The 12766-nt window shown below is 69.0% G+C and carries 11 protein-coding genes; 7 read left to right on the forward strand and 4 right to left on the reverse strand.

Going from position 1 to position 12766, the window contains the following annotated elements; translation table 11 throughout:
• Positions 1 to 23: 23 nt before the first annotated feature.
• The 3 genes from BN4348_RS49745 to rpmF form a co-directional block, all read right to left on the reverse strand.
• Positions 24 to 1580, reverse strand: a complete 1557-nt coding sequence (locus BN4348_RS49745; protein WP_066915417.1) for a HAMP domain-containing sensor histidine kinase — start codon at positions 1578 to 1580, stop codon at positions 24 to 26.
• Positions 1580 to 2266, reverse strand: a complete 687-nt coding sequence (gene mprA / locus BN4348_RS49750; RefSeq protein WP_084454414.1) for a two-component system response regulator MprA — start codon at positions 2264 to 2266, stop codon at positions 1580 to 1582. The genes BN4348_RS49745 and mprA overlap by 1 nt, the downstream gene beginning before the upstream one ends.
• 63 nt (positions 2267 to 2329) lie before the next feature.
• Positions 2330 to 2503, reverse strand: a complete 174-nt coding sequence (gene rpmF / locus BN4348_RS49755) for a 50S ribosomal protein L32 (RefSeq protein ID WP_066915421.1) — start codon at positions 2501 to 2503, stop codon at positions 2330 to 2332.
• A 224-nt stretch (positions 2504 to 2727) separates the two neighbouring features.
• Here rpmF and BN4348_RS49760 point away from each other — a divergent pair, with 224 nt between their 5' ends.
• From BN4348_RS49760 to BN4348_RS49790, 7 genes are all read left to right on the forward strand, one after another.
• Positions 2728 to 4440 carry an acyclic terpene utilization AtuA family protein gene (locus BN4348_RS49760; RefSeq protein ID WP_066915423.1) on the forward strand — a complete coding sequence of 571 codons (1713 nt, stop codon included), beginning with the start codon at positions 2728 to 2730 and terminating at the stop codon, positions 4438 to 4440.
• The gene (locus tag BN4348_RS49765; protein ID WP_066915425.1) at positions 4437 to 5585 is read left to right on the forward strand and encodes an acyl-CoA dehydrogenase family protein; all 1149 of its coding nucleotides are present in this window, start codon (positions 4437 to 4439) and stop codon (positions 5583 to 5585) included. The genes BN4348_RS49760 and BN4348_RS49765 overlap by 4 nt, the downstream gene beginning before the upstream one ends.
• Entirely contained in the window at positions 5582 to 7177 is a 1596-nt protein-coding gene (locus tag BN4348_RS49770) for an acyl-CoA carboxylase subunit beta (RefSeq protein ID WP_066915427.1), read from the forward strand. The genes BN4348_RS49765 and BN4348_RS49770 overlap by 4 nt, the downstream gene beginning before the upstream one ends.
• Before the next feature lie 5 nt (positions 7178 to 7182).
• Complete coding sequence (locus tag BN4348_RS49775; RefSeq protein ID WP_066915429.1) at positions 7183 to 9162, forward strand: acetyl/propionyl/methylcrotonyl-CoA carboxylase subunit alpha; 1980 nt, start codon at positions 7183 to 7185, stop codon at positions 9160 to 9162.
• Positions 9159 to 10325 (forward strand): acyl-CoA dehydrogenase family protein, encoded by a 1167-nt coding sequence (locus BN4348_RS49780; protein ID WP_066915431.1) that lies wholly within the window; start codon positions 9159 to 9161, stop codon positions 10323 to 10325. Before BN4348_RS49775 ends, BN4348_RS49780 begins: the two co-directional genes overlap by 4 nt.
• 10 nt (positions 10326 to 10335) lie before the next feature.
• Positions 10336 to 11163: an enoyl-CoA hydratase family protein gene (locus BN4348_RS49785; protein WP_066915433.1), complete on the forward strand. Its 828-nt coding sequence runs from the start codon at positions 10336 to 10338 to the stop codon at positions 11161 to 11163.
• A gap of 113 nt (positions 11164 to 11276) precedes the next feature.
• On the forward strand, positions 11277 to 11885 hold the full coding sequence (locus tag BN4348_RS49790) for a DUF1707 SHOCT-like domain-containing protein (RefSeq protein WP_167670475.1): 609 nt from the start codon (positions 11277 to 11279) through the stop codon (positions 11883 to 11885).
• Here BN4348_RS49790 and BN4348_RS49795 read toward each other — a convergent pair.
• On the reverse strand, positions 11882 to 12730 hold the full coding sequence (locus BN4348_RS49795; protein ID WP_066915435.1) for an aldo/keto reductase: 849 nt from the start codon (positions 12728 to 12730) through the stop codon (positions 11882 to 11884). The two genes, BN4348_RS49790 and BN4348_RS49795, sit on opposite strands and share 4 nt — an antisense overlap.
• Positions 12731 to 12766: the final 36 nt, after the last annotated feature.

Consider the following 12766-nt stretch of genomic DNA (forward strand, 5'->3'; position numbering starts at 1 on the left):
CGAGTCCAACACTAGCTGCAGACCTACCTTGCCCGCGCGGACTGAGAGTCCACTGAGATAACGTTCGCCGAATCCCGAGAGTTCGCCGCGCGGTCCGCCACGGGCACGTAAGGGTCGGTTTCGCTATCCGCCGCATCAGTCGCCAGGACGTCGGTGTCGGCCACAGCCGTCGGGGCCGGCATCCGGCGGCCGGGAAGCAGCACATAGATGGAGGTGCCCGGCGGCTGCCCTCCCGGCACGGTGTCCTCGACCCGAAGCAGTCCGCCGTGGTTGAGCACAACCTTTTTGACGATCGCCAGTCCGAGCCCCGAACCCGGCATCGCCCGCGCCGTCGTCGACCGATAGAAGCGCTCGAACACCAGGCGCCGCTCGTGCAGCGGGATGCCGGGGCCATGGTCGGACACCACCAGCTCGGCGTGCGTGGAGTCGAGTTGCCTCATCGTGATGCCGACATGGGCGCCCGGCGGGCTCCACTTGGCCGCGTTGTCCATCAGGTTCAGCACGGCGCGCGACAGCCCGGCGGCGTCGCCGTAGACCTGCCATCCGATCGCGTCGACGTCGAAGTGAATGTCGTTGCGCCGCCGCCTCACTCGCTCCAGGCTCCGATCGATCACCTCGGACATGTCGACGGTCTCGTGCACGACCTGACCTGCGTCGTCGCGGGTCAGGTCCACCAAATCGCCTACCAGCGTGGACAATTCCTCGATTTGCGCCAGCACGTCGGCGCGCAGGCCGACCATCTCCTGTTCGGGTAGCCGCGGCGCGCCGGGCTCCATCGATGCCATCAAGAGTTCGACGTTGGTGCGCAGCGACGTCAGCGGCGTGCGCAGCTCGTGTCCGGCGTCGGTGACCAGCCGCGCCTGCCGCTCCCGGGATTCGGCCAACGCCCGCAGCATCAAGTTGAAAGCCTCGGTCAGCCTTGCCAATTCGTCGCTGCCGAACACCGGGATGGGGCGCAGGTCGTCGGTGCGCGCCACCCGCTCGGCGGCCTGGGTAAGGCGGGCCACCGGCCGCAACCCCGCCCGGGTGACCATTCCGCCGGCTACCGCGGCGACGGCGACGCCGATGCCACCGACGATGAGCAGCACCCAGCGCAGCTTGGTCATGACCGCCTCGGTGGGCTTGAGGCTCTTGGAGATCAGCAATGAACTGCCGTTGGGCAGGTGGATGGCCAGTATGCGTTGATCCGACGCCGTGCGACGCGACATGAACAAATCGCCGCTGATGACGGCCTTCTCGGTGGCCCCGACGGGCAGAACCTGGCCGGGCTGGTTGGCGCTATAGACGGAGTGGCCCGGGTTCACCAGCATGGCGTTGACGTCCGAGTAGGCGGTGCCCTCGATGGCCTTCCCCGGATCTGCGGCCAGCGAACCGCTGGCGATCAGCAGCTGCGCCCGGCTCTGCAACTGGTTGTCGATATCGCTGTAGAGGGCGGCCGAAATCACCGCGTACACAGCGAATGACATCAACACGACGACCATCGCCACCATCGACATCGCCAGCAGCATCACCCGCCATCGCAGGGACAGCGAGCTGGTGGCTCGCAGCGGTGCGCGCCGGTGCCTCTGCGACCGGATCATCAGGGCGGGGTCTCCCGAAGGACGTAACCCACTCCGCGCACCGTGTGGATCAGGCGCGGCTCGCCTTCGGCTTCGGTCTTGCGACGCAGGTAGCCGACGTAGACCTCCAGCGCGTTGCCCGAGGTGGGAAAGTCGAATCCCCACACCTCCTCGAGGATGCGGCTGCGGGTCAGCACCCGGCGGGGGTTGGCGATCAGCATTTCCAGCAGCGCGAACTCGGTGCGGGTCAAGCTGATCTGGCGTTGTCCGCGGGTGACCTCGCGCGTCACCGGGTCCAGGCTCAGGTCGGAGAAACTCATGGCCACCGACTCGGCGTCGTCGTCGGGCTTGGTGCGCCGCAGCAGCGCCCGCATCCGGGCCAACAGCTCTTCGAGGGCGAACGGCTTGGGCAGGTAGTCGTCGGCGCCGGCGTCCAGGCCGGCGACCCGCTCCGAGACCGAATCGCGGGCGGTGAGCACCAGGATCGGCAGGTCGTCGCCCGTGCTGCGCAGCTGGCGGCACACCTCGAGGCCGTCCAGGCGCGGCATCATCACATCCAGGACGAGAGCGTCGGGCCGGTCGCTGGCGATCATCTCCAGGGCCTCGAGCCCGTCATGGGCCAGCTCCACCGAGTACCCGTTGAACGAAAGCGAGCGGCGCAGTGACTCGCGCACCGCGCGATCGTCGTCGACGACAAGTATGCGCACGGCCATTAGTTTCGTCCCAGCGCCTGAGAGCCGCCTGAGAGGCGCGCCGCGTATTTGCCGAGATTAACGCTTGTCGAGGTCGATGAGACCCAGGCGCGCGGCCTTGAGCAGCCGCCGGGGCACCTTGTGCCTCTGGCCTGCCACCGTCACGCCGACGAGCTCGGTCTTGGCGGCCTTCCACTGCGCGCGACGGCTTCGGGTGTTCGCGCGCGACATCCTGCGCTTGGGTACGGCCATGGTCGGGCCTGACTCCTCGGGTCGGGGGGTACGCCGCGCGGCGTGGCCGGTCGGGCCGAACGTGCGACGATTGCCTATCAGGATAGTGGGTGACCTGCTCGCCGCCAAAATGACGGCGCACCGGCGGAGCGGACGTCCTTGACGCGGCACCGGCGCGACCCGCTAACCTACCGGTTGGTTGGTTGGTTTGCGCTCACCGGTGCATCGCAGATTGGAGGACTCCCGTGGCCTCTGCCCCTGGCCGCGATGCCGTCCGGATCGCGAACTGTTCCGGGTTCTACGGCGACCGGCTGTCGGCGATGCGCGAGATGCTGACCGGCGGGGACATCGATTACCTCACGGGGGACTACCTCGCCGAACTCACCATGCTGATCCTCGGCCGCGACCGGATGAAGCACCCCGAGCGCGGCTACGCCAAGACCTTCCTGACCCAGCTCGAGGACTGCCTCGGCGAGGCCTGCGGCCGCGGGGTGCGCATCGTCGCCAACGCGGGCGGCCTCAACCCGGCCGGCCTGGCCGACGCCATCCGCGCGCTCGCCGAGCGCCTGGGCGTGCCCGCCCGCGTCGCGTACGTGGAGGGTGACGACCTGCAGCCCCGCGCGGCCGAGCTGGGGTTGGGCGCGCCGCTCACCGCGAACGCGTACCTGGGTGCGTGGGGCATCGTCGATTGCCTGACCGCCGGCGCCGACGTCGTCGTCACCGGCCGGGTCACCGACGCCTCGGTGATCGTCGGGGCGGCGGCGGCGCACTTCGGCTGGGGCCCGACCGACTACGACCGGCTCGCGGGCGCCGTGGTCGCCGGCCATGTCATCGAATGCGGCGTCCAGGCCACCGGCGGCAACTACTCCTTCTTTACTGAGGTCGCCGACCTGACCCACGCCGGATTCCCCCTGGCCGAGGTCTTCGCCGACGGCTCGTCGGTGATCACCAAGCATCCCGGCACCGGCGGGCTGGTCAGCGTCGACACCGTCACCGCGCAGCTGCTGTATGAGATCACCGGCGCGCGCTACGCCAACCCCGACGTCACCGCCCGGATGGACACCATCGCGCTGTCCCCCGAGGGCGCCGACCGGGTGCGCATCAGCGGCGTGCGCGGCGAGGCGCCCCCGCCCACTCTCAAGGTGTCGCTCAACAGCATCGGCGGGTTTCGCAACGCGATGACGTTCGTGCTGACCGGCCTGGACATCGAGGCCAAGGCCGACTTGGTGCGCCGCCAGCTGGAGGCCGCGCTGACGGTAAAGCCCGCGGAGCTGCAGTGGTCGCTGGCCCGCACCGACCACACCGACGCCGCCACCGAGGAAGCCGCCAGCGCGTTGTTGCACTGCGTGGTGCGCGACCCCGACCCCGCCAACGTCGGGCGCCAGTTCTCCGCCGCGGCGGTCGAATTGGCGCTTGCCAGCTACCCCGGTTTTCACGTGACCGCCCCGCCCGGTGACGGCCAGGTCTACGGCGTGTTCACCGCGGGGTACGTCGACGCCGAGGAGGTCCCGCATGTCGCGGTGCACCCCGACGGTAGCCGAAGCGAAATCCCTTGCGCCACAAACACTTTGGAATTGAAGCCCGCCGATCCCCCGCCGTCCCCCGAGCCGTTGCCGGCCGGTCCGACGCGTAGGGTGCCGCTGGGACGGATCGCCGGGGCCCGTAGCGGCGACAAGGGCGGTTCGGCCAACGTCGGGGTCTGGGTGCGCGGCGACGAACAGTGGCGCTGGCTGGCCAATGCGTTGACCGTCGAGCTGTTCACCGAACTGCTGCCCGAGGCGGCCGACTTCGACGTCACCCGCCACCTGCTACCCAATCTGCGCGCGGTGAACTTCGTCGTCGACGGCATCCTCGGTCAGGGCGTCGCGTATAACGCGCGATTCGATCCCCAGGCCAAGGGGCTGGGCGAATGGCTGCGCGGCCGCCACGTCGACGTCCCGGAGAGCCTGCTGTCATGAACATCTGGACCACCCCCGAGCGCGAACAGCTGCGAAAGACGGTGCGCTCCTTCACCGAACGCGAGATCCTGCCCCACGCCGACGAGTGGGAACGCACCGGCGAGCTGCCCCGCGACCTGCACCGCCGAGCCGGGGCGGCCGGGCTGCTGGGCGCGAGCTTTCCCGAATCGGTCGGCGGCGGTGGCGGCGACGGGGCCGACGCGGTGGTCATCTGCGAGGAGGTGCACCAATCCGGTGCCCCCGGAGGCGTCTTCGCATCGCTGTTCACCTCCGGCATCGCGGTGCCGCACATGGCCGCCTCCGGCGACGCCCGGCTGATCGACGAGTTCGTGCGGCCGACGCTGGCCGGCGAGAAGATCGGCGCGCTGGCCATCACCGAGCCCGGCGGTGGTTCCGACGTCGGGCACCTGCGGACCGCGGCCGTGCGAGACGGCGATCACTACGTCGTCAACGGCGCCAAGACCTACATCACCTCCGGGGTGCGCGCCGACTACGTCGTCACCGCGGTGCGCACGGGAGGCGCCGGCGCGGCGGGGGTTTCGCTGCTGGTGGTCGAGAAGGGCACGCCCGGATTCGAGGTCACCCGCAAGCTGGGCAAGATGGGTTGGCGGTCCTCCGACACCGCCGAGCTGTCCTACACCGACGCGCGGGTGCCGGCCGCCAATCTCGTCGGCGCCGAGAACAGCGGCTTCGCCCAGATCGCCCAGGCTTTCGTGTCCGAGCGGATCGGCCTTGCCGCGCAGGCGTATTCGAGCGCGCAGCGCTGCCTGGACATCACAGTGGCCTGGTGCCGCGACCGGGAGACGTTCGGGCGCCCGCTGATCTCGCGCCAGTCTGTGCAGAACACGCTGGCCGAGATGGCCCGGCGCATCGACGTCGCCCGCGTCTACTCCCGCAACGTGGTCGAGCGCCAGCTCGCCGGCGAGGCCAACCTGATCGCGCAGGTGTGTTTCGCCAAGAACACCGCCGTGGAGGCCGGGGAATGGGTGGCCAACCAGGCCGTCCAGCTCTTCGGCGGGATGGGCTACATGGCCGAATCCGAAGTCGAACGCCAATACCGGGACATGCGGATCCTGGGCATCGGCGGCGGCACCACCGAAATCCTGACCGCGCTGGCCGCCAAAACGCTGGGATTCCAATCATGACCACGCTGAAGTCCACCCTCGACCCGAACTCCGCCGCCTTCACCGACGCGGCGTCGACGGCGGCCTCGCGGCTCGACGAGATCGACGCCGAACTCGCCAAAGCTCTTGCGGGCGGCGGGCCCAAGTACGTCGAGCGCCACCACGCCCGCGGCAAGCTGACCGCCAGGGAACGCATCGAGCTGCTCGTCGACCCCGACTCGCCTTTCCTGGAGCTCAGCCCCCTGGCGGCCTACGGCAGCGCGTTTACCGTCGGCGCCAGCACGGTCACCGGGATCGGCGTGGTCTCGGGAGTGGAATGCCTGATCGTCGCCAACGACCCGACGGTCAAGGGCGGCACCAGCAACCCGTGGACCCTGAAAAAGATACTGCGGGCCAACCAGATCGCCTTCGAGAACCGGCTGCCCGTCATCTCGCTGGTGGAATCCGGTGGGGCGGACCTGCCCACCCAGAAAGAGATCTTCATCCCCGGCGGGCAGATGTTCCGCGACCTGACCCGCCTGTCGGCGGCCGGGATTCCCACCATTGCCCTGGTTTTCGGCAACTCCACCGCCGGCGGCGCCTACATTCCCGGCATGTCCGACCACGTCGTGATGATCAAGGAACGTTCGAAGGTCTTCCTCGCCGGTCCCCCGCTGGTGAAGATGGCCACCGGCGAGGAATCCGACGACGAGTCGCTGGGCGGCGCCGAAATGCACGCTCGCATCTCGGGTTTGGCCGACTACTTCGCCGCCGACGAGCTCGACGCGATCCGGATCGGGCGCCGCATCGTGGCCCGGCTGAACTGGGTCAAACAGGGACCGGCCCCGGGGCCCGTGACCGAGCCGCTGTTCGACGCCGAGGAGCTCATCGGCATCGTGCCCGCGGACCTGCGCGTCCCGTTCGACCCGCGTGAGGTGATCGCCCGCATCGTGGACGGCTCCGAATTCGACGAATTCAAGGCCATGTACGGCTCCTCGCTGGTCACCGGCTGGGCCCGGCTGCACGGCTATCCCCTGGGCATTCTGGCCAACGCGCGCGGCGTGCTGTTCAGCGAGGAGTCGCAGAAGGCCACCCAGTTCATTCAGCTGGCCAATCGCTCGAACACGCCACTGTTGTTCCTGCACAACACCACCGGCTACATGGTGGGCAAGGACTACGAAGAGGGCGGGATGATCAAGCACGGGTCGATGATGATCAACGCCGTCTCCAACTCGACCGTCCCGCACCTTTCGCTGTTGATCGGCGCCTCCTACGGCGCCGGCCACTACGGCATGTGCGGCCGGGCCTACGACCCGAGGTTCCTGTTCGCCTGGCCCAGCGCCAAATCCGCGGTGATGGGCGGCGCCCAGCTCGCGGGCGTCTTGTCGATCGTGGCCCGCGCGGCCGCCGAGGCGCGCGGCCAGCAGGTCGACGAGGACGCCGACGCCGCGATGCGCGCGGCCGTGGAGGGGCAGATCGAAGCCGAGTCGCTGCCGCTGGTGCTGTCCGGGATGCTCTACGACGACGGGGTGATCGACCCCCGCGACACCCGCACGGTGCTGGGAATGTGTTTGTCCGCCATTGCCAATGGCCCGATCAAGGGGACGTCGAACTTCGGCGTCTTCCGGATGTGAGCCCCATGGTTACTCGAGTGCTGGTCGGCAACCGCGGCGAAATCGCCCGACGGGTGTTCGCCACCTGCCGCCGGCTGGGCCTGGGCACTATCGCCGTCTACACCGATCCCGACGCCGCCGCGCCGCACGTGGCCGAGGCCGACGCGCGGGTGCGGCTGGAAAAGACGAACGACTACCTGAACGCCGAGGCGCTGATATCCGCCGCCCGCGCCGCGGGGGCCGACGCGGTGCATCCCGGCTACGGGTTCCTCTCCGAGAACGCCGATTTCGCCGCCGCCGTCCAGCAGGCGGGCCTGACCTGGGTGGGGCCGCCGGTGGATGCGGTGCGGGCGATGGGCTCCAAGATCGAGTCCAAGAAACTGATGGCCGCCGCCGGGGTTCCGGTGCTCGACGAACTCGACCCCGACACGGTCACCGAGGCGCAGCTGCCCGTGCTGGTCAAGGCCTCGGCGGGTGGCGGCGGCCGCGGGATGCGGGTGGTCCGCGAATTATCTTCTCTCGCGGGCGAAGTCGAGGCGGCGCGGCGTGAGGCGCAGTCGGCGTTCGGTGACCCGACCGTCTTCTGCGAGCGCTACCTGCCCACCGGTCACCACATCGAGGTCCAGGTCATGGCCGACACCCACGGCACCGTCTGGGCCGTCGGCGAACGGGAGTGCTCGATTCAGCGCCGCCACCAAAAGATCATCGAGGAGGCCCCCTCGCCGCTGGTCGAGCGCATCCCGGGGATGCGGGCCAAGCTGTTCGACGCGGCCCGGCTGGCCGCCGCCGCGATCGGCTACACGGGCGCCGGCACGGTGGAGTTCCTCGCCGACGATGACGGCGAATTCTACTTCCTGGAGATGAACACCCGGCTGCAGGTCGAGCACCCGGTGACCGAGGAGACCACCGGGCTCGACCTCGTTGAACTGCAGCTCGCGATCGCCGAGGGTGGCCGGCTCGATGCCGAACCCCCCACCGCCCGGGGGCATTCGATCGAGGCCCGGCTCTACGCCGAGGACCCCGCCCGCGGCTGGCAGCCCCAGGCCGGCGTGCTGCACACGATCGACGTACCGGCGGTTCGAAGCGAGTTTGCCTCGCTGGGTTACCGGACCGGCATCCGCCTGGACTCCGGGATCGTCGACGGATTCACGGTGTCGATCCACTACGACCCGATGCTGGCCAAGGTTGTCTCCTACGCGCCGACGCGCCGGCAGTCGGCGCTGGTCCTCGCCGACGCCCTGGCCCGCGCCCACCTGCACGGCGTGCGCACCAACCGTGAGCTGCTGGTCAACGTGCTGCGGCATCCCGCATTTCTCGACGGCGCCACCGACACAGCGTTTTTCGAAACGCACGGCCTGGACAAGTTGTCGGCGCCCCTGGCCGACGCCGCGGTCGTCCGGTTGTCCGCGATCGCCGCCGCGCTGGCCGACGCCGCCCATAACCGCGCCGTCGCCCCCGTCCTCGGCCCGGTCCCCAGCGGCTGGCGAAACCTTGCGTCGGGGTGTCAGGTCAAGACCTACCGCGACGACAGCGACACCGAGCAGCACGTCGAATACCGTTTTACCAGAACCGGATTGGCGCTGCCGGCCGACGCGACGGTGCGGCTGGTTTCCGCCACGGCGGATCGGGTCACCCTCGCCGACGACGGGGTCGAGCACACCTTCGCGGTCGCCCGACACGGTGACGACGTCTACGTCGACTCGGCGCGCGGACCCGTGCACCTGATCGCGCTGCCCCGGTTCCCGGAGCCGGGTTCGACGGTCGAAAAGGGTTCCCTGGTGGCGCCCATGCCCGGCAACGTCATTCGCCTCGGCGCCGCGATCGGCGACACCGTCACCGCCGGGCAGCCACTGATCTGGCTGGAGGCGATGAAGATGGAGCACACCATCGCCGCACCCTCCGACGGCGTGCTCGCCGCGCTCAACGTCGAAACCGGTCAGCAAGTCGAAGTGGGCGCCGTCCTGGCGCGAGTGGAAGCGCCCCAACCAGAAGGAGATTCACAGTGACCGACAGCAGCTTCATCGAAAGCGAGGAGCGCCGGGCGCTGCGCAAGGCGGTGTCCGAGTGGGCGTCCAACTACGGCAGCGAGTACTACCTCGAAAAGGCCCGCGCGCACCAGCACACCACCGAATTGTGGTCCGAGGCCGGCAAGCTCGGCTTCCTCGGGGTGAACCTGCCCGAGGAGTACGGCGGCGGCGGCGCCGGAATGTACGAGCTGTCGCTGGTGATGGAGGAGATGGCGGCCGCGGGCAGCGCACTGCTGCTGATGGTGGTGTCGCCCGCCATCAACGGCACCATCATCAGCAAGTTCGGCACCGAGGAGCAGAAGAAGCGCTGGATCCCCGCGATCGCCGACGGCTCGCTGACGATGGCGTTCGCGATCACCGAGCCCGACGCAGGCTCCAACTCGCACAAGATCACCACGACCGCCCGCCGCGACGGCGGCGACTGGATCCTCAAGGGGCAGAAGGTTTACATCTCCGGCATCGACCAGGCGCAGGCGGTGCTGGTGGTGGCGCGCACGGAGGAGGCCAAGACCGGCAAGCTGCGCCCGGCGCTGTTCGTGGTGCCCACCGACGCGCCCGGCTTCACCTACACCCCGATCGAGATGGAGCTGATCAGCCCCGAGCGCCAGTTCCAGGTTTTCCTCGACGACGTCCGGCTGCCCGGCGATGCGCTGGTCGGGGCCCAAGACGCCGCCATCGCACAGCTTTTCGCCGGCCTGAATCCCGAGCGCATCATGGGAGCGGCCAGCTCGGTGGGCATGGGACGCTTCGCGCTGAACAAGGCCGTTGACTACGTCAAGACCCGCCAGGTCTGGTCCACTCCCATCGGTGCGCACCAGGGCCTGTCACATCCGTTGGCGCAGTGCCACATTGAGGTCGAGCTCGCCAAGCTGATGATGCAAAAGGCCGCGACGCTCTACGACAACGGCGACGACGCGGGCGCCGCCGAGGCGGCCAACATGGCCAAGTACGCCGCGGCCGAGGCCGCCACCCGCTCGGTCGACCAGGCCGTGCAGTCGATGGGCGGCAACGGGCTGACCAAGGAGTACGGCGTGGCGGCCATGCTCGCCTCGGCCCGGCTCGGGCGCATCGCCCCGATCAGCCGGGAGATGGTGCTGAACTTCGTCGCGCAGACGTCGCTGGGCCTGCCCCGAAGCTACTGAAGCCTGACTGATGGAAAATCGTCTCGTCGAATGCGCCGTCGCGGGTCCGGTCGCGCGGCTGACGCTGAACTCGCCGCATAACCGCAACGCGCTTTCGACCGCGCTCGTCGAGCAGCTGCATCAGGGCCTGCGCGACGCGGCGGCGGACCCGGGAGCGCGGTTGGTGATCCTCGGTCATACGGGCAACACCTTCTGCGCCGGGGCGGACCTCGGCGAGGCCGGCGGCGGCGACCCACGTGGCGATCGCGAGCGCGGCGCAGCCGGGGGAAGCGGGTCGCCACCATCGGCATACGACATGGCCGTCGCCCGGGCCCGTGAAATGACAGCGCTGCTACGCGCCATCGTCTCCGCGCCGCTGCCGGTGATCGCCGCCGTCGACGGGCATGTCCGTGCCGGCGGCTTCGGGTTGGTCGGGGCCTGCGACATCGCGGTCGGCGGCCCGCGCAGCACCTTCGCGCTGACCGAGGCCCGGATCGGCGTCGCGCCGTCCATCATCTCGCTGACCCTGCTGCCGAAGGTGTCGGCGCGGGCCGCGGCGCGCTACTACCTCACCGGCGAGACGTTCGGCGCGGCGGAGGCCGCGGAGATCGGGCTCATCACGATGGCGGCCGACGATGTCGACGCCGCGGTGGAGAAGTTGGTCGCCGACGTGAGCCGCGGTTCGCCGCAGGGGCTTGCGGCGTCGAAGGCGCTCACCGCCGCCGCCGTGCTGGAGGGCTTCGACCGCGACGCCGAACGGCTCACCGAGGAGTCGGCCCGGCTGTTCGTGTCCGACGAAGCTCGCGAAGGCATGCTGGCGTTTTTGCAGAAGCGCCCGCCTAGTTGGGCAAACGTCTAACGGGCCGCGCGACCTGCGCAAAGGGCCCCCAGGCCGAGGCTCCACCTGGGAAGAACGTTGCAGTTTAGCCAACCCACTTGCAGCAAAACTTCTACGTCGTACGCTCGTGGATGATGAGCAACCCGGCGCAGCGCGATACCCGCGATACCCAGGACACGCGTGACGGATCGTCGCGCGCGGCCGACACGGATCGCATCCAGGTCGCGCAGTTGCTGGCGTACGCGGCCGAGCAGGGCCGGCTGCAGCTGAAGGACTACGAGGACCGCCTGACGCGGGCGTACGCCGCGACCACCTACGAGGAGCTCGACGAGCTGCGCGCCGACCTGCCCGGCGCGATGCTGAGCCCGCGCAGGGGCGGCAAACCCAACCCTGCGCCGTCGATGTTGCTGCTGGCGTTGATGAGCAATTTCGAGCGGCGCGGCCGGTGGAACGTCCCGAGGAAGCTCACCACCTTCACCTTCTGGGGCACCGGGGTGGTGGACCTGCGGTACGCCGACTTCACCTCCACCGAGGTCGACATCCACGCGATCTCGATCATGGGCGCGCAGAACATCCTGCTGCCCCCCGAAGTCAACGTCGAAATCCACGGACACGGCGTAATGGGCGGCTTCGACCACAGCGTGCTCGGCCAGGGCACACCGGGCGCGCCGAAGGTCAACATTTACGGCTTCTCGTTGTGGGGCGGTGTGGGCATCAAGCGCAGGGCCCGCCGGCCCCGCTAGCCCGGCACGTAGTCGAACTGGTCGGGGTTGGGGCCCCTCCTGCCCGCCTCGCCCTTGTCCAGCGCCGAGATCGCCGCCATGTCGGAGTCGTCCAACTCGAAGTCGAACAGCTCGAAGTTGGCCTGGATCCGTTCCGGCGTCACCGATTTGGGGAAGACGACGTCGCCGCGCTGGATGTGCCAGCGCAACACCACCTGCGCCGGCGATTTGCCGCGGGCGTCGGCGATGCGGTTGATCTCGGGATCGCCGAGCACCTTGCCCTGGGCGATCGGCGACCACGCCTCGGTGACGATGCCGTGATCGCGGCCGTAGGCGCGGACCTGTTCATTGCCGAAGTACGGATGCGCCTCGATCTGGTTGACCGACGGGACGGTCTCGGTTTCCGCGGCGAGCCGTTCCAGGTGCGCGGTCTGGAAGTTCGAAACTCCGATGCTGCGGGCGCGACCGTCCTTGGCGAACTCTTCGAGGACCTTCCAGGTGGAGACGAAGTCGCCGCCATAGAGCGTGGGCAGTGGCCAGTGAATGAGGAACAGGTCGACGTAATCGGACTTCAAGGCCTCGAGGGTCTTGTCGAAGGCGCGCCGCGCATCGTCGGGCTTGTGAAAGCCGTTGTTCAGCTTGCTGGTAACGAACACCTCGGCGCGGTCGAGCCCGGCATCACGGATGCCCTGGGCCACTTCCTTCTCGTTGCCATACATCTCCGCGGTGTCGATGTGCCGGTACCCGATGTCCAGGGCGCGCTTGACGGCCGCCGCGGTCTCGTCGGGCTTGATCTGGAACACGCCGAAGCCCAGCTGCGGGATGCTCACACCATCGTTGAGTTCGATCGTTGGAACCTTGCTCATGCATCTCCTCCTTCTTCGCCCTACTACCCGGTCGAG

It is taken from the genome of Mycobacterium interjectum (assembly GCF_900078675.2).
Classification (GTDB): Bacteria; Actinomycetota; Actinomycetes; order Mycobacteriales; family Mycobacteriaceae; genus Mycobacterium; species Mycobacterium interjectum.